The sequence below is a fragment of the Paenibacillus sp. sgz302190 genome (assembly GCF_059820445.1).
The window spans coordinates 18,934-44,531 of the sequence record NZ_JBZYAO010000003.1 but is presented as its reverse complement, the minus strand read 5'-3'; the positions used below and the strand labels follow the sequence as shown (position 1 = coordinate 44,531).

The following is a 25,598-nucleotide window of genomic DNA, read 5'->3' as shown; positions in this document are numbered from 1 at the left end:
TATATATAGAAACCACTCCTGATGGAGTGGCTAAGTACGTTTAAACGCTTGGCAATTTCTTGCGATAATCCCTGGGTTTGCACCCTGTCAGTTTCTCGAATAACCGCGCAAAATGCTGCGAATCCGAGTATCCTACCATTTGGCAGATCTCGTACACTTTCAAATCTGTCTTCTCCAGCAGCTCTTTCGCTTTGCCGATTCGGATCTGGGTCAAAAAATTCACATAAGTATCCCCCGTCTTTTGTTTGAAAAACTGGCTTAAATAATAGGGACTGATGAAAAAACGGGCAGCCAGATCTGCAAGGGTGATCGGTTCATTGTAATGTGTAGATACGTATTCCTTGACCTCGGAGATAATGTCCTTCTTCTTGGGAATATTATGCTCCAGTTTGAACGCAATAATTGTTCTGATGACTTGAACCATCCATTCCTCCAGACGCTCCAGCGTCCGAAACCGCGAAATACCCTCTAGCGACAAAATATGACGGCCCAAAAAATCGTTTTGCTGCAGCTGCTGAAAGGACATCTTCCGAACACTCGATAAAAGGATGTTCAAGCACTGCAACTGGAGATCTGCCGGACTCATGCCTGATTCGGCTTGCATCCCTCGAAAGATCTCACGGATGATGCCAACACATTCCATCTCGTCCATGTTGTCCAGACCGGCTTCCAGTTTAGCGATCATCGCTTCAGGAACAGGCTGACTCCGTTCTGTCAGATTCATGATCTCAGGAAAAGGGATCACGGCGCCCGCCCTTTTAACGACTTTATAACTTAATGCGTAACGGGCTTCCTCAAAAGATTGGCTGATTCCGGCGGCCCGTTTTTGAACCGTACCGATGCCGACGGTCATGGACAGCTCCAATTGCCGGTATACCTTTTCTTTAAGACGTTGTACCGAACGAACCAGATCTGCATACCCGATGGAACCGCCATGGGTAACCACCACTGCAACCTGGGCGCCCGAATAACGAAACCGATACACTCCACGGTACTGCCCCAGGCCCAGATCGATTTGACGGAACACCTGCTGAAGACTAAATTCCTTCAAAGTTTCGGCGCCGCCGTCGAATTCAAGCAGGATACAAACGAACCAAGCACCCTCTGTCGGAATTCGCGCAATCTGAAGCAGCTCTTCCATAAGCTCCGTATTTTCGCCGCCGATATCAAGGATATCCCGCAAGGCGCTCTCTTGCATACGGCTATGAACCTCCTGCTTCAATTCGTCCACTTCCTGCAGCTTGGCCGTGTCCGCACGGACCGCTTCTATGACCTGGTAAACGCAGTCGCGCAGTTCCTCTTCCTCAACCGGCTTATTGATGTAGAACTGCACTCCCAACTGCATGCCTCTTCGGGCATATTCGAAGTCGGCATATCCGCTTAAAAGAATGAATTTTGTCCGACTGCCCGCGTCTTTCAGCATTCTGATCATGTCGAGGCCGTCCGCTTGCGGCATCCGAATATCCGTAATGACGATGTCCGGCTGCAGCTTTTGAATGAATTTGAACCCTTCTAAACCATTATAAGCTGTGCCTATAACCTCACATTCCGGGATATAGCGGCTTATCATTTTTTTGAGACCGTCCACAATGCCTTTCTCGTCATCCACCAAGATCAACCTCATCCCAAAAGCCCCTCTCCTTCTATTCTCGCACCTGACATCCGCCTAAAGCTTAGGGATTAAAAATTCGACTGTCGTTCCACGATCAACTTCAGGACGAATCGCTAAATAATACCGATCGCCATAATGGAGTTTTATGCGTTCAGCGATATTTTTGAGGCCTAACCCGTTACTCTCCGGTATATCGGTTTCTTCCAGTTTATATTTATCCGATTTGGCATCCTCCAGCAATGCAATCAGTTCCGCTTGTTTCTCCAAAGACATACCGACCCCGTCGTCCGTTATCCGGATTAAAATCCCCCCTTCTTCCACCCAGACGCCTTCAATCCCGATATTCATGATCCGGCTGTAGTCCTCAAATCCATGGTTGATACTGTTTTCCACAATAGGCTGAAATACTAGAGGGATGATGCTGCAATGCAGCATCTCGTCGGGGATTCTGATATCCAGTCTGAACATATTATCAAACCGAATGTTCTGAAGTTGCAAATAATTGACCGTATACTCCAATTCATGCTTCACCGAATGGTGTCTGCCTTCTTTACCTAACGTTAACCGAAACATACGAGCCAAAATTTTAATCATGCCGGCGGTCTCCTCGTCATCTTTTACCAGCGCCTTCATGCGGATGGATTCCAAGGTATTGTATAGCATGTGCGGGTTGATCTGATTTTGAAGCGCGATGAATTTGGCTTGTCGCTGCTTTATCTCGGCGATATACACGTCTTCAATTAAGGTTCGGATCGTTATAATCATTTTGTTGTAACTGTTTACCAGACTTCCGATCTCGTCATTTGCCTGTTTTTTCTCTATGGGCAGGTATTGGCCTACTTCCGCCTGCTTCATGCTCCTGCGGAGAGCCTTGATAGGCTTGGTGATCGTATAACTTAAACCAAACGATATGAGCGTGATGATCAGACAGCTTGTCAGGATAACGATTATCGTCATTCCTTTGATCTGATTGATTTTCTGCAGCAGCTTCGCGCGCGGAATCTCGGTTTTGATAAACAAATTCCCTTGCGAGGTGCTTCCCGATAAAATAATCCGGTCATGGCTGTCGTTATCCTTGATGTACTCCGCTCCGGATTCAAGCACCTGCTGCCAGGATAACCGGCCGCTGGCCGCATCGGAATGGTAGACGATTTCTTTTTGTCGATTGCTTATGATGACACTTATGCCGTATTTGTCCCGAGCCAATACGAAATCATGATCAAGCTGCAGCAGTGTAAACGGATCCAGATCGATGAGAAGTATACCTGCGTATACCCCGTTGGAACTGAACAGCACTCTTCCTACCGTCACTACGGCTCCTGCCCCTTTGTCCTCGTAATAGGAACGGTCGTGTAACCCGGTAATAAAAAAAGTATCATCCGAACTGTGGAGCCTCTTGTACCACTCCTGCGATAACAACGCATTCTCATTCACTCTACTTGTTGTAGTCGTATACTGATACACGCTTTTATCGCGGCTGACCAACATCACGGTACTGATCTCCGGTTTGAGCAATGCGACCCGCATCAGCAGCCGCTGGACGGCAACTCTTTGGACAATCAACTCGTCCATGGACATATTTCCCTCTTCACCTAGCTTGTAGATCAGTTCGTTGTCAACCAGCACCGACTTCGTGACCTTGTCATATTCTTTCATGAATTCGTTCAAAGTAGTCCTGATTTGAGACGTATACAGAGCGGCGAATTCCTGAGAGGAATCCTCGAGCGCCGCAGCCGATTGATGAAAGATGATGGCGCTTACACCGAGTAACGGAATGACACAAGCCAGAAGGTAGCCTGCCATTAATTTATTTTGGAATCTCATGTTTCTTATTATGAAAATAGCCCTTCGCATCCAACTTTTGCGCTCCATACCCAGCCCTTCCTTTGTCAAACGTCTTCTCTAACTATTGTACATGCTGTGATGCATCGACGCTACCGAAGTATCTTAGGCAGAAGTTGGCGATTTTTACCTCCAAAGTTACAACGTCTTGACACGGCTCCATTTTGTATCCGTTTACAAGGAATATACTTTAAGAATATTCATTTATCAAAGGGGCATTTTTAAGTTTATACAAGGGTATTTTTGTGCTTTTTTAAGACTTGTGCTTGTATATGTAAGCTGTTGTTTGACACAGATGCAGACGGCAAGCCCAAAAGTTACGGATATGCAACCTATGGCGGTATCACACTAAATATTGAGGATCTTTTAGAATAATAGACAATCCTGCACTTTTCATCAGGCACGCAAAAGCACCCCGAAAATAAGTTCGCGGTGCTTCTTTGCTAATCGCTCTTTTACTAATGGACCACAACACGAACGCGACCCACGGTGAAAAGTATTCCGCATTAATCCAACGGTTGACTGACCAGCATGTGGTAAAGACCTTTCGCAGCCATTAACTGCTCATGAGTACCCGACTCTGCAAGTACCCCTTGATCAAGTACGAGAATGCGGTCCGCATGCCGGATGGTGCTCAGTCGATGCGCGATGATGAGGGTCGTTCGATCTTTGAGTATCGTGCTCATATTCCGCTGTATCGTCCTCTCGGATTCATTGTCGAGCGCGCTCGTCGCTTCGTCGAATATCAGAACTCGCGGATTGCCGATCAGTGCCCGCGCAATGGCGATACGCTGGCGCTGCCCTCCGGATAAGCTCGCCCCCCGCTCCCCAACCTGTGTATCGTAGCCATTCGGAAATGTCATAATGAATTCATGCGCTCCCGCAAGCATAGATGCGGCTATCACCTCATCCATCGAAGCATCGGGAATTTGATAAGCTATATTTTCACGAATCGTTCCGCTAAAAAGTCCCGCTTCCTGCTGCACAACTCCAATTTGCTTACGGAGCGTAGCGGCCTGCACCTGCTTCAGGTCGTACCCGTCGATCCGAACTGTCCCACTGCTTGGCGCATATAGCTTAAGCAGCAAATTCGCCAGGGTTGATTTCCCTGACCCGCTTCGACCGACGATGGCCATCGTCTGACCCGCAGCCATGTCGAAGGAAATATTCTGCAGCACATTCTTCCCGTCGGAATGGTAACGAAACGATACGCGTTCGAATTCAATCACTCCCTGCAGCTTCGGCAGCGCTGTCAATCGGGTCGGATCGGATTCCTCCTCCTCCGTCTCGAACACATCGTCGAGCCGTTCCAAAGCAATCCGCACGCCTTGAAACTGGTCCCAGATGCCGATTAGGCCCAGTGCCGCATTTGTAACGAGTGCATACACCGCGCTAAAAGCCATCAGTTCCCCTACGCTCAGCTTCTCCCCGATAATAAACCCGGCCCCTGTATACAGCACGGTTACACTGCTTAAGGTTTGCAGCACTGAGGCGACAGAGCCGGAGAAGAAGCCGATTTTCCAACCCTTCATTTGTACGAGAGTCGATTGACGGAACTTGCCCTCCACTTTTTTCCTTACCTCATCTTCGGCCGCGAGAGCTTTCACGGTACGCATGGAACCAATAGTCTCCACTAATGCATTCTGCAAGTCGACATCGGTTTGGAATTGCTTCCTGCTGTTGCGTTTCATAAGCGGAGTCACAACCAGCGTAAGTACAATAAAGCATGGAATGAACGCCAGCGCGATCCAGGCCAGAGTAACGTTATATGTAAACATAATGCCTATGTATACGACAATCGTCATCACGTTCAGCACCGCATTCATACTGTTCGTTACAAGAAAATGACGGATGACCTGATTTTCCCCGGCGCGCGTCAAGATGTCGCCCACTTTCCGTGTGGCGAAGTAGCGCATAGGCAAGCGAAACACATGTCGATAAAAACTCATGATCATATCGATGTCAATTTTAATGAACGTACCCATAATGACCCATTCCCTGATCGATTGAACGAGCATGGTTAGCAACGAGACGCTTAGCATGACGATCAGCATAAAGTTCAGGTCATCATAATTCCCGCCAACAAGCACCCTGTCAATCACCTGCTGCGTAAACAGCGGCAGCGCCAGGTTAATGACCTGTAATAGAAGTGTCATCCAGATAAGATGGAACAGAGCCTGCTTGTGGGAGGCAAAAAACGCCCAGTAGCGCCTGAATGATGGCTTCGACTCTTCTTGCGCGAAGAAAGCTTCAACAGGCTTCAAAAACACTGTGTTCAGCGTCCACCCTTTCAGAAAATCGTCATGCGAATACGTCAGTAAACCGATACCCGGATCGGCCACGGTCACATATCTTTCGTCCACGTTTACGACCACAACATAATGATTGCCTTTCCAATGGGCAATAGCAGGCAGCGTCTGCTCGGCCAGCCCCTTCAAGCTGCTGCGGACCGCCTCCGCTTGAAAACCGATCAACTCCGCGGTTTTGCAGAGATCGAACAGCGTGCTTCCTTCCAAGCCTACTTGCGCCAGCTCTCTTAACCGATGGATGCTCAATCGCTTGCCGTAGTGCCGGGCGATCATAGAGAGACAGGTTGGGCCGCAGTCCAACTCGCTTTGCTGGATGCGCACCGGGAACCGGCTCCATAAACGCCAAGTTCTCCGACCTCCATCGCGCTGCCGCTGCTCTTGCTCGGCATCTTCCGCAATGCTTTCGGTCGCGTAACTTGCGCTATCCTCCGCGGTAACGTTCGTTTCCGTATTTCGGGGCATATCCGCATTTTGTAAATAAGCAGAAGCAATTCCGATAATCGTCTCCCTGACTTTCGGAAATTTCATAATTAGCTTGTCAAAATCTTCCTTGGTCAGACTGAACACGGAAACCGCTTCGTCCGCTACAACGCTGGCCTTCCGGGGATCCCCCGTCAACAGCGCCAGCTCCCCGAAAAACTCCCCTGCCTTTACCGTATTAAGCTTCCGGCCTCCCTCGCTATCCTTTAGTATGGAAGCACTGCCGGAACGAAGGATATAGAAAGCGTCTCCTACCTCCCCTTCTCTGACGATCGCTTGGCCGGGGGCATACTCCTTCATGACCATAATGTCAAGCAGCGAGCGCAGCTCCTGATGATGCAGCGGGGCAAACAGCGCCGTCCGCTTCAAAAATTTGCGCATCGCATCATCGGCCAACTGCTCAAGCAAGTACCCCCTCAATTCAGGGTGCGCGTCGATCATTTGCATAAACATGGTTCGGGACAATCTTAGCAGCTCCAGCTTCGTCGACGCCCTCAGCGTATGTTCTTGAAATTCTTCATTCAACAGCGCTTCCTGTCCGAAATGCGAGCCTGATTCCATTACACCTAAATTGAGCTCCTTGCCATCCAGATCCTTTCCGATGATGCGCACTTTGCCTGTCAAAATGAGATGGAACGAATCTCCTCGTTCTCCTGCCTGAATAATCGTGTCTCCCATATGGTAAGAAAGCTTTTCAAAAGAGGCAAATACCTCCTCTTTCTCTTCTGGCGACAGCACTTGGAAAATAGGGATCGTATCCAAAATCATAAATAGTCCCATAGTTTAACATCGATTTTCGATCTTTTTACAGCTTCGTTCAGCCACTCTTCAAAAAGGAGATCGGCAAGCTTTACCCGAACCTCCGCGGTCAGTACGGCTGGAGACACTTCCCAAACATGGAGCAACCGATAGGAAGTGTCGAATGGAAAAGGCCCCACCGTCTGTCCGGCTTCCGAACCGAAAACGGCCGCTTCCTCTTCACCGCTCAATTCCGCTCGACCGACCCACCCGACGTACCCGCCGTCATACTTGCTGCTGCCGTTCAAACAATAGGTTTGCGCCAGCTTGTAAAACGGCTCGCCCTCCTCAAGCTGAAATAGCAGCTCTTGCGCCTGCTCCCTGCTGCCGATAACCAATTGAGAAACATTAGCTTTATCAAAGGAAAGCCGGTTTTCCAGAAAATACGTATCCATACGATCTTCCGATACGATATGCTTCACCTTCTCCGTTAAAAGACGGGCTTTGGCCGTCTCGAACAGATCGGACGTCGCCAATCCTCGCCTGCGAAGCCACTCCAAAGTTTCAGCCGCGCTGTATAACCGCAATTGCTGCCGGATCTCATTGGCTTTCGCTTTCCACTCGTGCTCATCGATCGATATATGGTGCTGTTCCGCAAATTCCAGCGTAACGGCTCTTCGAACGCTATCCTCAACAGCGTTAAAACCGCCCTCCATGCACGCAAACTTGAGTACATCGCGCAGACGCCATTCCGTACCGTTCACGCTAAACGTTACAAGTTCCATAGCATCCATATGAAACCATCCCTTCACGTTGAAATGGAAAAAACCTAACTGTCGTTAGGCTTTTTCCATTTCAACAATTTGTTTTACAAGAATCCATCTATCACGGGTTTCCAAGTTTGTCTCTTAGTTCTTTCGGGACAAAATCAGGAATTTTTCCTGACCCATTACTTTTTGGAGTTGGGAGTATAGGGGTTACGGTTGGTTCTGTGGTTTGAAGTGTTGGTTGGGTATGGATAGCAAAAGATGGAGTTGGTGGTGATGGGCAGGGATTGACAGGGACATGTATTTCCGGCGGTTTTGTAGGCATTTGAGGCGGTTGGAAAAATAGGCCTGGAACGTTATTGCCCCCACCGGTTGTTTCTTTCATTTCCTGCTCCGTCAACGGCTTCTCCAAATCTTCAAGCTCAAAATCTTTTGATGTTTTATCATTGGACATTGCTAATTCCTCCCGTTTATGATGATTATAGCATTAAAGCTTTAATTTAAGTATAGTTCAGCTCAATAAAAGAATAATGAAAGATTCTGCCTATAAATAGCAAGAAACCGCGTAGTATCAAGCCTTCGCGGTTTTTTAAAAATGACAGACTTTTTTTGACTGAACAGCTTCGGTGCTGCCAAATCATTATTTCAAGTCATTCCGCTATCGGGACACTGCTCAAGAAAAGTAAAACAAATGTAATATTCCAGAATTAATTAAAAAACGGAGCCCGCAAACCCGCGTGACTCCGTTTTTATTGTTTCAGAATTGATTGGAATTTTATGTCCGCCGCGGCGGACAAGCATATTTGTTGCTGAATTCGTTAGAAAAATATGTTAGCCTTTCAACTGCACTTGCATAAATATACATTCATTTCAAACGAATTTAGTATTTACATATTGTTTGAGAAACCATCTGTGTGAACTTTCCCTACTCTACAATGTCTCCGTACTGAGCGTAAATCCTTCGATCACGACGTCTTCGTCGACCTCGATCAAGATACATCGTTTTCCTTGATAATTCACCTGTCTCACGTACTTTAAATCTTGCGGACTGACCGAAATCGTGGCTATCTTCGTATCAATTTTAATCGATTTCGAAGTGAACTTCGGAATGACGCTGCTTGCTTTGATTTCATAGTTTTTGTCATCGATGACCGTTTGGAACGCTCTTTCCACCTTTTCCATCGTCACGTTCTCTACGCCGCTCACCGTTAGCATGCGTCCCACATCTTTATAGTCCAACTTCGGAGGTTCCTCCTCCTCGTTAGTCTCGATGACCCGATGAATTTCCTCGTACACGTGAGCGATCGTTGAAGCGTCGAGCTGGTCTCCCGCCACTTCCTTCACGATTTCCTCAAAAATGGCTCTCTCTTCTTGCGCCGTGACGGTCTTCTCCGCATTCAAAACTTGCTCGATGAAATGCAGATTCGGTTCATTAGCTTTCCCCGTGCAGTACAGAATGCGATTCATGTCGGAATAGTTGTCCGTCACACTAGGGTAGAAAAAACCTTGCTCCGGCGAGTTCAATTTAATGATCGGATCTACGAAGACAATATACTTGAATTCCCGCTCGACGTAATCAAACATGAGGGTTTTCCGCTGTTGCTCTGTGGAATTCACACTACACAGAATGAACGGATTCGCGAACATCTCGTCCTTTTCGCTCTCCTCGGCTTCTTCATTCCTGATTTTGGTAGGCTTAAAATATTGTCCGTGTACGAAAGTAATGACCGTATCCCGTTCATATTTGGTATCCGCCAACATTTTATCCACCAACAGGAGCATCAGATCTTGCCATTCTTCCGGATTACCGGTCACTAAACCTTGATGGAGAAGCACCTGTGAAGGCGTCTCCGCTTCCTCCTGAAACTTTAACTCGAACATCTTCTGATCCAATTCGCCGGTGAGCAATTTTTTGAAATTGGCCATATACAGTTCCTGCTTCTCCCTGTCCAATAGGGCAAACGGCTGACGCTCATAATGATAGATCTCGTTACTTTCCTTCATGATATATACGTTAAGAATATTGAAAATTTCAAGCATGTGGTGATCCAACTTAAACTGCTTTCGAATATGTGCAAGTTCTTTCTTTATCATGGTACCTCAGACGCTCCTATGAAGTGAAATGGCCTTACCAGTAGTAACGATTGAATTAGAAATTTGTAACGGATGATCTGCCTTCCTAAGCGTTCACATCAAAACAAAAGCCCTTCATGAGAAGGGCATCCACGGCTACTTCCCTTTATTTTCGTTCTAAATTAAGAGTGAACATCACACTTTCTTATCACTTGGATGAACTACTTCCTGTATGTTAATGCATAATTAAAGATTTCTCAACAATATTGAGAATCTATCCTCACTAATAATGACACACCTCATTATCATCATTCATATAATGCTGTCGGTCCCCAATAAATAATATTTTTCCAAGTATATCGATCTGCTCGTTCAATACGTAAAATAATTTCAGGAGAGTTACAGGAAATCTTGAGATGGCAGATTTTTCGCCAATGCCTTCCAAGAAGGCTTCTTCTCAAAGTCAAAAAGTTTAAGTAAATCAGCGATTAATGGTATGTCGATGACTTTATTTGTTTTAGTTGCCCAAGTCCTTAACCAGGAAGCTAGTGTGTATTCAGCATCAACGTTTGTATCTAAAGATTCTTTTATAATTCAAGTCCGCCCCATTAAACGTCTCCATTAGCGGATCACGAATCTTAAGAAACTCGTTAGTTACGCAACACTATACCTTGCCTTTTTCGGTACCTTGCAAACAAAACAGCCCTCAGCGTGTTATCGGCCGCAATGCTGGCCCAGACGGCAGGTAATCCCCATCCCATGTTCCAAGCAAAAACATATACACCGAGCGTTCGGATCCCCCAAATGCCGATTGTTGTCACAATCATCGGATATTTGCTGTTCCCGCCTGCTTGGATTGCAGAGGTATCCACGAGCGTGGAGGCCAGAAACGGCTGTGAGACGGTGTCGATGGCCAGCACGATGAGCAACAATTGAATAACCTGTTGGTTATCCGTAAACAGCAGCCCGATCCAAGGCGCGAGGATGCAAATGAGCGCGGTTATGACGGTCATCGAGGCAGCCGACAGAATATAGCTCCAGCGTCGATACGACTGCACGGCAGCCAGGTCCTTGCTGCCGATGGCCTGCCCGATAGTAACGCTTGCGGCCGTGGCAAACCCCGCCCCGACGGTCGAGGCAAATACTGTGAGCGTTCCAGCGATCGTATGTGCCGCATAGACGTTAATTCCCATTCGCACGATAAGACCAAAGTAGATGACCTGCCCAAGCCGCATGGAAAGCCGCTCAGCTGCAGCGGGTACGGCAAATTTAATCATTTCGGTCAAAAGCGGCAGCCGCCATGTGAAATCCTCTTTTTGCAGGCGGATCGCTTCCAAACCTCTGGACTTCCACCACAATCGAAGCAGCGCGTACAGCCGTGATATGACCATGGCCCACGCCGCTCCACCCAAGCCGAATCCTTGGACTGATCCGATGCCAAAGATTAGAACATAATCTAGTACGACGTGAAACACGTTCATTTCAAGAGCCACTTTGAGAGGTGTTTTGGTATCCCCCGTAGCACGAAACGCCGCTGCTTGAGCGGTAAACAATGCGATGAGCGGGAAGATGCCGAGCACAACTTGAAAGTAAGGCAAAGCGGCTTCTTCAAGCTCTCCGTACGCCCCCATGATGTGAAGCAAGGGCGATGCAAGAAAGACGGAAACGGCCGAGAGGATGAACCCTAGCGCCAAGGCGACCACATAGCCGTGCCAAACGGCAGAACGTCCTCGTTTGAAATCCCTGGCCCCTACGGCCCGCGAGAGAAACACGGACAAAGCAGTGGAAACCGCAGTGAAAACACCGATGTATGTAAGACTGTAAATATTTGCCACGCCGACCGCGTTCACGGCGACAAGTCCGATACTAGCGATAAACCAGGCGTCAACAACGCCGAGCAGGCTCTGTAAGTAGGCTTCGCAGATTGCAGGAATGGCGATAGATGCGACGCGATTTGCGGGGGCAGGTAACATATATGATGCACTCTCCTCATTAACTACTTCCTATCTTACGCCTTGTTCATTACTTTGAAAATAAGTAACGCTAATGCGACATTACTGCCATTTAGCTCAAAAAGGCTTCCAATCCAGCCGCGGCATCGTTCGTGCCGATTTGTCCTTCTTAGCGTTGAATTGAGTGGATTCCTATTGCCGTCTCCGCGGGTCTTTTACAGTCATCATCCAGTATGGCTTCATGTAACGTTAGTCGGTCTCCATGGGCGATTTAGGAAACATTGCGTCACCACACAAACTATCGAATTGAAATCCTGCCTTTTTCGATGTCTGCCCGAATGGTATAAAGTTCCTCTCACTGAAGTTTTGACAATAACTTTGTCCAATAAAACAAGAAAGCCGCGATTTACGCGGCAATTGTTCTTGACATCCGACATGAGTCGTCTATTTTTAAGTTGATGCATATAATTAACCACACACTTTGGGAATCGCGCACGTCGCGAATTTAAGGCAGTAACGGTTTAAATTCTTCCGTTATGGTTTGATGCCCTTCGTTAGCCTCATAACCCTCTTCACGTTGAAGCTCGAACTTCTCCATAATCGGCAGGTCGCTTGCAGAGAACAGGTATGCCTCTTCAGCCGCAACATGCTCATGCCATGCCCAGTTCGGCACTACAAAGAAATCGCCTTGTGACCAATCATATCGAACTCCATTTATAATGGAATACCCGCTTCCTTTAAACACCTGATAAATGGTCGAGCTGGTATGGCGGTGCGCCTTCGAATGGAATCCTGCCGGAAGCTTCTACATCCAAGCGGCAATATTCGGTACGCTATGGAACACCTTATATTTCACGGCATCTCCATGCTTTTGGACATAGTCTATCGCCTTCTTGACCAATTCTATGCTTTGCTCGCCGCCCTGCAGGAACTCCAACATATTTGCCGGAACGAAGGCTTCAGCGACTTGTACCGAGCGAATGACCCCCTCTGCCTCCAGCATCGAGCGATATGCATAGTTCAGGTCTATTACTTGCTCCCCGCTAATCATGCCGATCCGAGTGTTACCTTCGTAACTAAAGCTTGCCTATTGTTTGGTGCAGTCTAAACTCTCTTAAATGTTGCCGCCGCTTCCTCACTATCTTTGTAGCCGATACGAACCGCCTTAGCGCGAATATTCATCGTGCCTTCCGTGAGGATTAACGGTTTGGTATACAGCTTCCAAGACGGATTGTCTCCGTCTTCTATTGTGTAAGCAATGGATGCTCCTTGCGTAGCCGAATGCAGCAGGAACGCAGTCGTTTCCCCATACTCGCCGCGGGTCACGGCTTCCCTTCCGGGCAGCATGCTGTTTAGGGGGATGAAAATCGGTGCGGCGGTTTGCGGCTGTACCCCGCCGGGCCACATTTGCGCTACCATCTGCTCCTCCGGCACGTCACCCCACACATCGTATTTGCTGCGCCAATCATCGACGACCGAACGAAACCTCCCCAGCTCCTTACTATAGGCCGGATCGGCCGCCAGATTCCTGATTTCGTAAGGATCCTCCAAGCAGTCATATAGCTCCTCAGCGGGACGCTTGTGCTGCATCAATAACCGCTGGTCTCCTTCCTGCTGGCCGGAAAGCTCCAGTCTCCACAGCTCCTGAAACGCCGGATGCTGATGGCTGAACTGAACCCACTGCAGATAAGGCTTTTCCGGATAATAATTCCGGATATATTTATACCGCTTATCCCGTGCAGCGCGGATCATGTCATAAGACTCATCGTACCGGTCACGAGTCGCGAACACATAGTCCCTCGGCTTTGCCTTGCTCCCCAGAAAAGGCTGACCTTGCATATGGTTAGGCACGGTTACCCCGGCTAACGACAGCACGGTAGGACCGAGATCAATCAAGCTGACGAGGGTATCGTTCACTTGTCCCGGCTCCATCATGCCTGGCCAGCGGACGATCAGAGGTACCCGGATTCCTGCGTCGTATGGCCAACGTTTGGCACGGGGCAGGCCTTCGCCATGGTCGCTCCATAGAAACACAATCGTGTTCTCCGCGAGACCGTCTTCCTCCAATTGCTGCAATAGGGAACCGACGAACTCATCCGCTTCGGCAATCAGATCGTAATACCTGGCGATAGATTCACGGGTTTTAGGAGTATCCGGCAAGTATGGCGGTACCTTCACCTGATTCGGATCGGTAACTAGCGGCCGATCCATATTATGATCAGGATAATAATTTCCGCGGATCATATTTCCCCACATGCTGCTCTCATGCGTCAGAATGTGGTTAAATACCGCAAAGAACGGTTGATCCGAATCCCGTTTGCGCCAATGCGCGTCCCGGCTATCTTCATCCCACGCGGTCAATGGCGAAGCGAACTGATAGTCCGTTTTCCAGTTGTTCGTACAATAGTAGCCCTCTGCCCGCAAATATTCTGTAAACGTCTTAACATAAGCCGGAGGAACTGCAAAATAAGGCGTCGGAAGCTCCGGCATAAACCTGTTAACATGCTCCGTACGCATGTGGTGAGCACCTATTGCAGTTGGATACATGCTCGTAATGATTGCAGAACGGCTCGGGGAGCAGACGCCTGCCGTTGCAAACGCGTTAGGGTACATCGTACCCGCAGCCGCTAGCTCATCGATATGAGGAGTCCGCGCCAGCGCATCACCGTAACAGCCGAACCTCGGACTCGTATCCTCTAATGAAATCCACAGGATATTCGGTCTCGTAGTCTTGGCACTCATTTCTCTCATCCCCTTCTTATTTGCCCGCCATTTTTGAGCTTATCTTCGCCTGAAAGCCTGCTAGGATGCTGCTTCGTTCCTGTGGAAACTCTGCAGGGTGTCTCCGCTTGAGCTTATCTGCAAGGTGCGCTCTTCCCGTTTCCTGCAACCGCTCCATGTAATTTCTTAGATAGCCCTTGGCATGGAACGGTCCGCCTTCCTTCATCACGGTCCATAAAGGATCGACATCATCGCTGTTGCGCCGCATCATATCGTCATGCCACTGGTTTAAATAATAAACAGCTTCGTAACAGAGCTCTCGATGCTCAGCCGCAACGTTAAACTGCTCCTTCGGGTCCTCGGCCAAATTGTACAGCATATCTTCATCAAACAAATGGAGACCGTCATGATAGGTACGAATATAAATCCAGTCCCTGAAGCGAACCGCACGCTGGGCTACATGAGCGCATTGGGAGACAACCAAGTAGTCACGCCCGCACTCAGCACCTTCCTTGAGTGCCGGAGCGAAGCTCTGTCCGTGCCAATCCGGGATTGGCTGGCTGCCCAGCATCTCCGCCAAGGTCGGCAGCAAATCGAGGTGATAATGCAGTCCGTCATCCACGATTCCCTGCTTCATTCCCGGCCAGCGGATAATCATTGGAATGCGGCATGTCCCTTGATCTGCGGTGGCATGCTCTCCATAGATACCGAGCTGCCCCATGTTCTCGCCATGGTCGGCAGAGATAATAATGATCAACTCTTCCATGACGCCTTGCTCTTCCAGAGCTTTGAATAATGTGCCTAGATGGTCATCCATATAACGGATCCCACAATCGTAGCCGTCTATCATCTTCCGCATATCATCCATGTTCAGAATCTCACCTGGGTGACGCGGGAATTGAGGGCTCGTTTCGTTGGTATATTTCTTATTTCGGAAATCAATGTTCAGCTCATGCACACAGTGGGAGCCGACCATTTCCTTATGCCGCTCCAAAACCTCTTCGGTAATCCACTCTGGCAGAGGCTCATGTTCGAACGGATTGCCGAACTCTCGAGGTGCACGGTATGGCGTATGCGGATCCCAGTAGTTAATGTACAGGAACCAGTTATCTTTACTCCCATTGCGCTGAATCCAATCCAACGCCACCGGCGTCACATGCTCGGCCGATTCGTTGCCATATCTTCCTGTGTTCAAGATTTCATTAAAACCGGCATAAAACTGAAAGGTCGAGTGTCTTTGAGCAAATGGACTAATCAAAGCCGTATTCATATCGGCCGCCAGTCCAAGATACGAAGGAAGCGAGCCTCCCCGCGTCAGCTTCCCCATCAACTCCCGCTCCGTTCCCTCAAGCTTCATATCGCCTGCAGTTCCGCCATGTCCGACAAGGCCGTTGACGATCCCAAATTTGCCGCTCATCAGCGCTGTGCGAGACGGAGCACAAGGGGCGTCCGATGTATAGTAGTTAGTAAAGCGAACACCTTCCGTAGCAATGCGGTCGATATTCGGCGAAGTATTCCGTTGATACCCATAACATCCTAGGTGATCCGGACTTGTCGAATCCAAATCCAAAAACAAAATTCTCATATTGATCAGCTCCATTCCTCTAAGCTAGCGTATGGCACACTTTTATCATAAACACTCGCCCACGATAAGTCGTTATCCGATTCTCTGAATAGTGATACTCTCAAGCTACAAAAAAATCCCTGAGAGGCCTCATACTTTCGTAAGTGACTCCTCAGGGATCGTACCAACCGTTATTCCTTATATGAAACGTTCAGTTCTTCAATGATTTTGTTGCCACCGCCTGCCAGCCAGTCAGCCGACGCTTTCTCGATAGCGGATACCGGCTCGCGGCCCATGATGATTTTGGAGACTGTCTCCCACCATTTCAGGTTCAAGTTCGCCCCGGACTTCGTCAACGTCTCGGATTCGAGTCCAGCGGCTTTATTTTTCCAAGTATACTTTTCATTCTGGGTAAACATGTCTTTTATCACCTGGTGATAGGTAGGATCCTCCCATTTGTACATCTGAATACTCGGATCGAATGGACGGAACACCCAGTTGTTAAACAGATTTTGACGGTCTTTGTCCGCTGCTTCCAATTTCTCGAATTTGCCTTCGGCTACCTTCTTGTAATGTACGCCTTCAATCCCGTTTTTGATAAAATCAGAGCCTTCCGGAGACAGGAAGTAGTCGAGGATTTTCAGGATCCGCTGCTGCTTCTTAGGATCAATCTTGGCGTTGATGACGTTCTTATCCAGCATATTAATGTTAGAGGTTCCTGTTTTGCCTGTAGGTCCTTTAGGCGGATCCAACGGTTTAATAACCGCGTCCGGGACAAGCTTGGTGATGGCAGCCTGGTGATTCTTCCAATCGTTCGGATTCAGATAGGCAAACCCGACCTTGTTCGATTCGAACTTCTCTACAGTGGATCTGATTTTATTGACGGCAAAGTCCTTATCGAGAACACCTTCATTATAGGCTTTATTTAGGAAGGTCAAGAGATTTTTCCACTCAGCCACCTGCGTTTGATAAGGAACCAGCTTTCCGTTAACATCTGCCCATTGGTTATAAAGCCCAAAACTGGCCATAATGAATTCGATATCGCGGATCGAATTGCTCGTTGTGTCATAATACAGTGAGAATCCGGTCGTATCCTGCTTTCCGTTGCCGTCTGGGTCTTTCAATGCGAACGCTTTCGCTACTTCATAAAATTCGTCGATGGTCTTCGGAGCGGACATGCCCAACTTCCTCAGCCAGTCTTCACGTACGCTTAATGTATCTCTATTTTCCGTAATATAAAAAGGAAGACCGAGGAGTTTACCTTTGGGATTAAGAACGTACAAAGGCTCCTTAGGAATCTTGGCCAAGTTCGGATATTGGTTCATCGCAGGCTGAAGATCTTGAAATAGTCCCTGTTTCTTCCACTTGTTGAACTCCGGATTAAGCACCAGGAAAATATCCGGGAAATCGTTGGAAGCGGCAAGCACGTTCAGCTTTTCTTTATAGTTTGCTGCCGGCACCCACTGCATCTTTATATCGACGTTGAACTTTTTGTTTAACGCTTGAATCATAGGGTTATCATCCGGCCAGCCGCCGCCTTGGAACGAACGCGCCATCCAAGTGATCGTCATTTTTTCGCTTAAATCGTCTGCAACCGCCTTATTATCTCCAGTCTGCTGGGATGCTTTGCCTGTGGCATTAGGCTTGGAGCAGGCTACAACACTGCCGAAGGATAACGTAAGTGCGCAAAAAACCAATAAAATCTTTTTCATTGTATTCCCCTCTCTCTTCATCTAAATCCGTCTTGAGTTACATCCTTATCATAGGGGACTAGCATAAAATATGCGTTACACAATTATCTGATTTATTATCTTAAATCCGGCGAACTCATTTTACTATTTGAAAAGTTTTCCTTACTCCACAACCGGAAGGGCAGTAGCCTCGACCGGCACCGGCCATCTTTCAAGCTCCGGAACATCGGTAGCCTTGCCCCATTTGGCCAACAGCTGATGATGCTCCGCTTTCTCCAGATGCTTCTCGATAATCGCGGCCGTATTCCAGGTCTGTTTCAAAATGACCTCAAAATGTCCGACAACGTCGCTTCTTTCTTGAGCCAGATTGTGAAGTTCCTGCGGATCCTTACTCAAGTCGAACAGTTGGTTGTACTGCTCATGGAAGGCGTAGGCGACATACTTCCAGTTGCCCTGCCTTAGCATGCGCCCTGGAACCGGACCGCTGTCCAGCGTTGCTATACACTCGCTAATGATGTACCGCTCCGGATCCTCAGCGCCGTTCTCCAGCAAGGATTTCAGGCTGATGCCGTCCTGTCTTGGCGGAGTCTCAGCTCCGGCATAGGCACACAGCGTCGGCCCTAAATCCATAATGCTTACCGGCTGCTCAACTCGACGACCGGCTGATACTCCGGTTCCTTCCACGATCATGGGGATTTTTGCCGAGCCTTCATAGAAGGTGTTCTTCCCGATCAACCCATGCTCACCGGCCTGCTCGCCGTGGTCAGACATATAGATGAACACTCCTTGCCGACCGCTGCGTTCCAAATAACGGTTCCATGCACCACGCACTTCTCCGACCTGGCTATCTATCGTTTCGATCATCCCCATGTAGGCGGCACGCAGCTTGATAACATTGTCCTCCGTCAGCTTGTTCCCGGTTCGCATCTTCTGCAGGACAGGATGACCCTCATCGAGCCGGAACGACTCCGGAATGTCTACCCTTTCCTTGTAATACGTATACCGCTCAGGAGGAGCTACGAATGTATGATGCGGACCATACGTACCGACAAAGATGCACTGCGGTTTCTCATGGTCTTGATTCAAATAGTCCAAGGCGGCCTTGATCACAGCCTTGTCGTACTCAAGCACAGGAGACGTTCCGCCTCCGATAATTTTCAAGCTTTGATTGGCCATTGTGCCGACATAGGGTCCCAGATCCGAACGGGCCGCACCGTATCGCCCCCAAAATAGCGGAGTCATCTCACCCATAATGCGTTTGGTGAACCCATGCCGCTGGTCCTCGCCCATAAAATGCATCCGTCCGCACAGCACAGTCTCGTAACCTTCCGCAGCGATGCCATGAAGAAAAGTTGCCTGATCGCTGCCGATCGCACCGTTATTTGTATAGACGCCAGTTTTCTCCGGCAGCTGTCCGGTCAGCATCGATACTCTAGAAGGAACGCATAGCGGTGACGACGTGTAAGCCGCACACATGACGGTCCCTTCCTGAGCCAGTTGGTCCAGATGAGGCGTGCAAACCGTCGCATGCCCTGCATAGCCTGAGTAACGCGCATGATGCTGATCGCTCAAGAACACCAATAGATCCGGTTTCCTCATACGTAATTCCTCCAATCATCTCACTATTTCATGCTTGATAGCCGGTTTCCATATTTAGCTGTTCTGTCATCCTCCATGACACCGCTCCAATTGAGTCCGTACGCGAAGTCGTAAGCATGGCCGGCAGAATCGACATATACTCTCATATCATGAGGAACGTCCTCATGCTGCTCCTCGACGGTTCGCATATCGGCCGGCATTTGGAAAGGCAGCAAGCCGCTCGGTTCCGCAGCTCCGGTAATCACATCCATAATGGACTTCTCCACAGCTCCGAAGTTGGCCAAGATCGCACTGGCTGCACCCTCGAATTCCGCGACGACCATTGGATTATTCAAGGTCAGAGACACAATGACCGGCTTGTCCTTCATCCGCTGCTTCGTCTCCAGCACCATGTCAAGGTCCCCTGCATTGGTCACGGTGACCATCTTCCCGTTATACGCCCGGTTCAGCACATTTCGCGGATCTCCTGCGATGCTGACATCCCGACCATGCTCTGCGGTATAAGGTCCATATTGCAGGCTGATCGGGACATACCCCGAACCGCCGGCAGCCACGTCCGCCTTGCTGTAGCCCATCGTAGAGTGCGGGCTTTCGATGAAGACGAGGGCGAAGTCCGCTTCATCAGGCTCCTCCGTCACTTCGAAGTAGCGTCTGATCTCATCAAGGTTGACGGGATAGCCATCGCTTGCCGGAACCAGCCGTCCAATCCAGTTGCTGCGGGCCGGGAGCTTCCTCTTCGGAATATATACCTTCTTATTTGATTTCATAGGGAGGACCTGGTTCTCGTTCTTCAGCAGGACGAACGCTTTCAGCTGAGCCTCGTAGCCGGCTTGTGTGAACGCCTCGCAGCCTACCGTCTCCACGGTTTTCTCGACATCGACGTATGGATTTTCGAACAGACCCAGTCTGAATATGTTTTTCAACAGCCTAACGGCCGATTGCTCGAACCGCTTCCGCATATAAGCTTCACCATGCTCCCGAACGCCGATCTGGTACGCCTCAATGATCGGGCCGGCTTCGTTGTTACCGCCGAACTGGTCCACTCCTGCCATGAGCAGCTTATAGTGGCGCTCCGCTACGGTGTACCCCTCTTCAACTCCCCAGCATCTTCCACCGGGATTCAGCCTCGTAATATCCTCCGGCTCGTCGGCAGTGATGCTCCAGTCCGTGCATACGACACCGTCGTAGCCGACCTGCTCGCGGAGCAAATCATTAATGAGGTAGGAACTGTAGGAGTTGCCGACGTTTTCCCCGTTCTTTTTGTCCTGCTCCCAGGAGATCGTATAGTAAGGCATAACCGCGGACGCCTGCCCCGTCTTGCCGTTCAGGCAAAACGCTCCTTCGGTAAAAGGAATCAGGTGCTGCTCGAAGTTATTGCCCGGGTATACGGCATATTTGCCGTAGCCGAAGTGCGCGTCACGCCCCGCTTCACCAGAGCCGCCGCCGGGCCAGTGCTTCACCATCGCATTTACACTGTTATAGCCCCAGCCGTCCACGATTTCCGCTTCGCCCTTCGACGTTTGGAAGCCGTCTATATAAGCGCGGGCCATATCGGCAGTCAAATGCGGATCCTCGCCGAACGTCATGCCGAACCGGAACCAGCGCGGATCAGTGCCGATATCGACCTGCGGAGACAGAGCAGTCGACAAGCCGAGGGCCCGATATTCCTTGGCCGCAATCTCCCCGAACTTGCGGGCGAGCTCGGGGTCGAACGTTGCCGCAAGGCCCATCGATTCCGGCCAGATCGATATTTGGCTGCCTCCGCCGACCTTGAATTCGGTGGAAGCATCCAGGCCGTGACGCGGATCAGAGCTGTTATTAGCCGGAATGCCAAGAGGCTCGCTTTCGGCAACCTGCTGCAGCAGGTTATTCCATCTCGCAGCGCACTCCGGACTCTCCACGCTCGTCACAAGCACGTGGCGGATATGGTCTTTGGCCAGAAACTGCCGCTGCTGATCCGTTAAAGCGTATGGCTCCAAGGCGCTCTCCTCATAGGACTTGCCGCCGTAAGTCGCCGGATTGAAGCCCTTACTCCCAGGAATCGCTTGATGTTTGCTGTACAGCATCAAACCGGCGATTTGGTCGACGGACATTTTAGACGCAAGATCCTTCGCCCTCTCCTCTGGTGATAAGCGCCAATCCTCATAAGGATCCAGCTTGCCGTCTTTGTTCAAATCCTTAAATGACAGGCCGTCCTGACGGATTATATTTACTCCCGTTCCCTCGGTATAACCGAGTGTAGGGCCTTTTTCATTTTGCACATACCGTATAACTTGATCGTTCTGACGCTGCTCCACTGGATTTCCCTCGCTTCTAATAAATTAGCCTTTCACCGAACCCATCAGCATTCCCTTGTTAAAATATTTCTGCATGAAAGGATACACGACCAACAGCGGAAACGCTGTTATTAGGACAGCAGCCATTTTAACGGCAGGCGTGTAAGAGAAGCCGCCCGAACCTTCTGCCATACTGGAATCGGACTCGATCAGCATTTGGCGCAAAAACACTTGAAGCGGCATATCATGCGAGTTATTCAAGAACAGGATCGCGTAGAAATAGGTGTTCCAGTTGTGTACTGCGTAAAACAAAGTGAAGGTAACAACCGCCGGCATGGATAGCGGCATGACGATTTGCCAGAACAAACGCATCTCGGAGCAGCCATCGATTTTTGCTGATTCTTCCAATTCGGAAGGGATGTTCTGAAAGAAGCTCCGCATAACAATCAGGTTAAATGGGGCTATCGCGCCGGTCAGGTAAAGTGCCCAGTAGCTGTTAAGCAGGCCCAGTTCCTTGACCACAAGATAGGTAGGAATCATCCCCCCGGCAAAAATCATCGTGAACAGAACCATAAAGTTCATCGTCCGACGACCTTTCAGCCAGTTCTTCGATAAGCCGTATGCCATAAGGCTCGTCAGCAAAATGTTGATGGCCGTACCCGTCACTGTAATCGTCACGGCATTTTGGAACGATCTCATAAAGTTATCGTTGCTGAGCAGGTAGCCATAAGCTTGGATGGTCAACTCATGAGGAATGATAAAGAAGCTGCGGGACACAAATTCCTGTTCAGTCGCTAACGAGCTGGCCACAACATAAAGAAAAGGGGCCAAAATAGCCAGAAGGGTAAGGACCAGCAACCCATAAATCGTTCCGGTGAAGAGCGGATCTTTTCCACGCGAGTCAAATGCATTCATGTTAGTAAACCCCCTCTTCGCCTGCTTTTTTGGAAAACTTGTTTGCCAGCATAATCAAGACAAGGCCGACCAGCGATTTGAACAGTCCTACGGCCGTCGTAAAGCTGAATTCACCTTGCAGAACACCGGACCGGTACACATACGTATCAAATACATCGGAAACCGATAAGTTCAGCGAATTTTGCATCAAATAAATGTGCTCGAAGCCTATATCCATGACATGTCCCAATCGCAGAATAAATAATATAATAATCGTTCCTTTAAGCGCCGGAAGCGTAATATACCACATCTGCTTCCAACGATTCGCGCCATCGACGACAGCCGCTTCATACAAGGTAGGATCTACAGCTGCCAGCGCCGCAAGGAAAATAACCGCATTCCAGCCCGCTTCTTTCCAGATGCTCTGGAACACATACACCCATCGGAAATAATTAGGGTCTGTCATCAGCTCAATTCGCTCGAAGCCCGCACTGGCAAGCCCTTTGTTAATCGCGCCTTCCTGTGTAGCAAACAGGATGACGGTAATGCCCACTACTACGACCCACGATATAAAGTGCGGCATATAAATGGCTGTTTGAACAAATTTCTTAAACCAACGTACACGAACCTCGTTAAGAACAACAGCGATCACAACCGGGGCCGGGAAAAATAAGAACAAGTTAAGCGCGCTCAAGACTAACGTGTTTCTTAACAGGATTAAGAAATCCGCTTCTCCGAACAAACGCTCGAAATGCGCCAAACCTACCCATTCGCTGCCGCCGAAGCCTGCAAACGGACTGTACTCCTGAAAAGCAATAATGATCCCGCCCATCGGCAAGTAGCGGAAGATTAAGAAATACAACAAACCGGGTAAAATCATCAGATATAACGGAAGACCCCTCTTCCATTCCCATAACGCCGACTTTCTGCGCGATTGCGGTTTCGCCTGCACCAATTTAATAGCGGATTGACTCTGCACGTGCGTTCCCTCCTGAGTAAAACTTTGATGTGGATCGAGTTATAGCTACATCATAGCCGCTCAACGGGCATAAGTCGTTATACGATTATCTGATTTCCAAACCTACACAAACATGCATAACAAAAACAGACCGCCACCGGTTATAATCCGGTCGAACGGCCTTGTCCAATGCTGGCATTCTCCTATACTTCTTTATATTTCAGCGGGATGCGAACGGAAATGACGGTGCCTCTATTAGGAAAAGAAGAAAGAGCAAGCCCATAACCCTCTCCATACTTCAAAAACAATCGTGTGTGCACATTCCTAATACCTAAAGATTCCGTTTGGATGAACTCCTGATCGTTAACGTGCCGGGAGATGTCATTAAGTCCTTGCCTAAGCTCATCCAACTTCGATTCCGGAATACCCGGTCCGTTGTCCGCAATTTCAATTACCAGGTCGTCCTTGTCGTCATACGTACTGACCAATATAGCAGCATTACCCGCCCTTGGCTCGACCACGTATTTCACCGCATTTTCCACCAAAGGCTGAGCAGTCAGCTTCACGAGCAAACAGCCGTAAAATTTCGGGTTAACCGTAATCCGGCTCTGAAAATTCTTCGGAAATCGGATGTGCGTAATCTCAAGATATTTCTCCAGAATCGTGAGCTCTTCCCGTAAAGTGACCTCATGGTCTGAAAATTTCGCGGTATATCGGTATACGTCTGCCAAATTAGTAGCCATACTTACGACAAGCTCGTCATTGTTAATATAGCCGATACTTTTAATCACATCCAAAGAATTATAGAGCAGATGAGGATTAATTTGATTTTGAAGCGCCTGGATATAAGCTTCCTTCTGCCTCAGCCGCATGTGTACCTCTTGGAGCTTCAGCTCCGATATGGTATGGATCTGCTCGTCCAGCCGCTCGACCATTTTGTTAAAGCTGTGGTTCAATATCTGAAACTCGTTCTTTCCGTTCCGGAATTCCGCTCTGGTATTATAATCGCCCTGGAACACCGGGTTCATATTCTGCCTCAAGTGAAGCACGGGCTTCACAAACAAATTGGACACAAGCGGAACAAGAAATATAACTAGTATCGCAATAAGCCCAAACGCAACAATAGTAGTGTTCCGTGCCGAGTAAAGCCCGCTCGCCATTTCGTCAAATGGAACGACAGCCACGACCCTCCAGCCGAGCACCTTGGAGCTGCTTGTTGAGATCAGCATACTTTTTCCGTCAACCGTTTGGATACTGACCCCGCCTTCGGCCGGTATCTCGATTTGATTGCCCATTGGCGTTTCGGCAAGCTTGTGTCCGCGCCACTCTTTAACGCGGTGGTAAACAATCGTATCGTCCGGGGAGAGCAACATAAACTGCCCTGATTGCCCGAGCTTCGACCTTTCGAACGTTTCCTCTATTTCGGACAGCGACAAATCCATCACGATATAACCGACCTGATCTAACGTAGTGCTGCTGTAAACCGGATTTAAGATAGAGATTACGGAAAGGCCGTTATGTTGCGGATATTTAATCGTATGAGTCGGGATAAGGACACGCTGCCCCGAAATCGGGACGTCATACCACGGCTCTGAGAGGAAGCTTTCAACCTCTGAACTGTAGTTCCGCATGGCAAGAACACGCTTGTCCGTAGACATGAGGAATATTCCGGCTATCTCGTTATAATTCAACGCGACGTTACGTCTCAGCATCGCTTCAATGTCTTCTGCATCATATACCGAGATGCTTCCGCCGTCCTCGAACCAACGTTGGAGAAGCTCTTCTTTAACGACTGTTTTCGTGGTCTTAGACAACTGCTCGAAATAAAATTCAATATGGTAATGCAATCGTTTGGTCGCTTCATCCGTCACAGTGTGAAAGTCTTTCTTTACCGTGTTGCTATAGTTCAAATGCGAGAAAAAGCCCACCAGAATCATAGATAGAAAGCTGATTCCAAGAAACAGGAAAACCATGCTCACCTTAATGGGGAATCGATCCCAAAATTGTCTCATTCCGAACCATGCCTTTACGTTTGTATGAATTCGAGGCTAAACATCCCTTAGATGTTCTTTATCGATTTAGTATATCTTTTTTTCCTATATAAAGAAACAAAAGAAGGATG

General features: G+C 48.8%; 16 protein-coding genes and 1 pseudogene. All 17 read right to left on the bottom strand.

Annotated features, from left to right (window positions below; genetic code table 11):
• Positions 1–40: 40 nt before the first annotated feature.
• The 17 genes and pseudogenes from AC6RNO_RS05415 to AC6RNO_RS05335 all read right to left on the bottom strand — a co-directional run bounded on the left by AC6RNO_RS05415 (position 41) and on the right by AC6RNO_RS05335 (position 25,488).
• Positions 41–1,624 carry a response regulator gene (locus AC6RNO_RS05415; protein WP_497104864.1) on the bottom strand — a complete coding sequence of 528 codons (1,584 nt, stop codon included), beginning with the start codon at positions 1,622–1,624 and terminating at the stop codon, positions 41–43.
• Between the two features lie 42 nt (positions 1,625–1,666).
• A complete protein-coding gene (locus AC6RNO_RS05410; RefSeq protein ID WP_497104863.1) occupies positions 1,667–3,484 on the bottom strand; it encodes a histidine kinase in 1,818 nt (605 codons plus the stop codon).
• A 476-nt stretch (positions 3,485–3,960) separates the two neighbouring features.
• Positions 3,961–7,023 carry an ABC transporter transmembrane domain-containing protein gene (locus AC6RNO_RS05405; protein ID WP_497104862.1) on the bottom strand — a complete coding sequence of 1,021 codons (3,063 nt, stop codon included), beginning with the start codon at positions 7,021–7,023 and terminating at the stop codon, positions 3,961–3,963.
• Positions 7,008–7,775: a peptidylprolyl isomerase gene (locus AC6RNO_RS05400; protein ID WP_497104861.1), complete on the bottom strand. Its 768-nt coding sequence runs from the start codon at positions 7,773–7,775 to the stop codon at positions 7,008–7,010. Before AC6RNO_RS05400 ends, AC6RNO_RS05405 begins: the two co-directional genes overlap by 16 nt.
• Before the next feature lie 91 nt (positions 7,776–7,866).
• Positions 7,867–8,202, bottom strand: a complete 336-nt coding sequence (locus AC6RNO_RS05395) for a hypothetical protein (protein ID WP_497104860.1) — start codon at positions 8,200–8,202, stop codon at positions 7,867–7,869.
• A 476-nt stretch (positions 8,203–8,678) separates the two neighbouring features.
• Positions 8,679–9,842 (bottom strand): DUF4317 family protein, encoded by a 1,164-nt coding sequence (locus AC6RNO_RS05390; protein ID WP_497104859.1) that lies wholly within the window; start codon positions 9,840–9,842, stop codon positions 8,679–8,681.
• Positions 9,843–10,471: 629 nt separating this feature from the next.
• Positions 10,472–11,794: an MATE family efflux transporter gene (locus AC6RNO_RS05385; protein ID WP_497104858.1), complete on the bottom strand. Its 1,323-nt coding sequence runs from the start codon at positions 11,792–11,794 to the stop codon at positions 10,472–10,474.
• Positions 11,795–12,278: 484 nt separating this feature from the next.
• Positions 12,279–12,602: pseudogene (locus tag AC6RNO_RS05380) on the bottom strand (cupin domain-containing protein); the annotation flags it as partial.
• Positions 12,579–12,824, bottom strand: coding sequence for a hypothetical protein (locus tag AC6RNO_RS05375; RefSeq protein WP_474679862.1), 246 nt, complete (start codon positions 12,822–12,824; stop codon positions 12,579–12,581). The pseudogene AC6RNO_RS05380 and the gene AC6RNO_RS05375, both read right to left, overlap by 24 nt.
• A gap of 53 nt (positions 12,825–12,877) precedes the next feature.
• The gene (locus AC6RNO_RS05370) at positions 12,878–14,515 is read right to left on the bottom strand and encodes a sulfatase-like hydrolase/transferase (RefSeq protein ID WP_497104857.1); all 1,638 of its coding nucleotides are present in this window, start codon (positions 14,513–14,515) and stop codon (positions 12,878–12,880) included.
• A 16-nt stretch (positions 14,516–14,531) separates the two neighbouring features.
• Positions 14,532–16,079, bottom strand: coding sequence for a sulfatase family protein (locus AC6RNO_RS05365; RefSeq protein WP_474679264.1), 1,548 nt, complete (start codon positions 16,077–16,079; stop codon positions 14,532–14,534).
• Between the two features lie 170 nt (positions 16,080–16,249).
• On the bottom strand, positions 16,250–17,770 hold the full coding sequence (locus AC6RNO_RS05360) for an extracellular solute-binding protein (protein WP_474679265.1): 1,521 nt from the start codon (positions 17,768–17,770) through the stop codon (positions 16,250–16,252).
• A gap of 141 nt (positions 17,771–17,911) precedes the next feature.
• Complete coding sequence (locus tag AC6RNO_RS05355; RefSeq protein WP_497104856.1) at positions 17,912–19,348, bottom strand: sulfatase-like hydrolase/transferase; 1,437 nt, start codon at positions 19,346–19,348, stop codon at positions 17,912–17,914.
• A gap of 23 nt (positions 19,349–19,371) precedes the next feature.
• Entirely contained in the window at positions 19,372–21,645 is a 2,274-nt protein-coding gene (locus tag AC6RNO_RS05350) for a glycoside hydrolase family 3 N-terminal domain-containing protein (RefSeq protein WP_497104855.1), read from the bottom strand.
• A 24-nt stretch (positions 21,646–21,669) separates the two neighbouring features.
• The gene (locus tag AC6RNO_RS05345; protein WP_474679268.1) at positions 21,670–22,539 is read right to left on the bottom strand and encodes a carbohydrate ABC transporter permease; all 870 of its coding nucleotides are present in this window, start codon (positions 22,537–22,539) and stop codon (positions 21,670–21,672) included.
• A 1-nt stretch (position 22,540) separates the two neighbouring features.
• Positions 22,541–23,497 (bottom strand): ABC transporter permease subunit, encoded by a 957-nt coding sequence (locus tag AC6RNO_RS05340; RefSeq protein ID WP_497104854.1) that lies wholly within the window; start codon positions 23,495–23,497, stop codon positions 22,541–22,543.
• Between the two features lie 182 nt (positions 23,498–23,679).
• Positions 23,680–25,488 (bottom strand): cache domain-containing sensor histidine kinase, encoded by a 1,809-nt coding sequence (locus AC6RNO_RS05335; protein WP_488437256.1) that lies wholly within the window; start codon positions 25,486–25,488, stop codon positions 23,680–23,682.
• Positions 25,489–25,598: the final 110 nt, after the last annotated feature.

Bases quoted from the DNA above. Each gene is read 5' to 3' on its own strand.
- AC6RNO_RS05415 (WP_497104864.1), bottom strand. From the start codon at position 1,624: ATGAGGTTGATCTTGGTGGATGACGAGAAAGGCATTGTGGACGGTCTC.
- AC6RNO_RS05410 (WP_497104863.1), bottom strand. From the start codon at position 3,484: ATGGAGCGCAAAAGTTGGATGCGAAGGGCTATTTTCATAATAAGAAAC.
- AC6RNO_RS05405 (WP_497104862.1), bottom strand. From the start codon at position 7,023: ATGGGACTATTTATGATTTTGGATACGATCCCTATTTTCCAAGTGCTG.
- AC6RNO_RS05400 (WP_497104861.1), bottom strand. From the start codon at position 7,775: ATGGATGCTATGGAACTTGTAACGTTTAGCGTGAACGGTACGGAATGG.
- AC6RNO_RS05395 (WP_497104860.1), bottom strand. From the start codon at position 8,202: ATGTCCAATGATAAAACATCAAAAGATTTTGAGCTTGAAGATTTGGAG.
- AC6RNO_RS05390 (WP_497104859.1), bottom strand. From the start codon at position 9,842: ATGATAAAGAAAGAACTTGCACATATTCGAAAGCAGTTTAAGTTGGAT.
- AC6RNO_RS05385 (WP_497104858.1), bottom strand. From the start codon at position 11,794: ATGTTACCTGCCCCCGCAAATCGCGTCGCATCTATCGCCATTCCTGCA.
- AC6RNO_RS05375 (WP_474679862.1), bottom strand. From the start codon at position 12,824: ATGATTAGCGGGGAGCAAGTAATAGACCTGAACTATGCATATCGCTCG.
- AC6RNO_RS05370 (WP_497104857.1), bottom strand. From the start codon at position 14,515: ATGAGTGCCAAGACTACGAGACCGAATATCCTGTGGATTTCATTAGAG.
- AC6RNO_RS05365 (WP_474679264.1), bottom strand. From the start codon at position 16,079: ATGAGAATTTTGTTTTTGGATTTGGATTCGACAAGTCCGGATCACCTA.
- AC6RNO_RS05360 (WP_474679265.1), bottom strand. From the start codon at position 17,770: ATGAAAAAGATTTTATTGGTTTTTTGCGCACTTACGTTATCCTTCGGC.
- AC6RNO_RS05355 (WP_497104856.1), bottom strand. From the start codon at position 19,348: ATGAGGAAACCGGATCTATTGGTGTTCTTGAGCGATCAGCATCATGCG.
- AC6RNO_RS05345 (WP_474679268.1), bottom strand. From the start codon at position 22,539: ATGAATGCATTTGACTCGCGTGGAAAAGATCCGCTCTTCACCGGAACG.
- AC6RNO_RS05335 (WP_488437256.1), bottom strand. From the start codon at position 25,488: ATGAGACAATTTTGGGATCGATTCCCCATTAAGGTGAGCATGGTTTTC.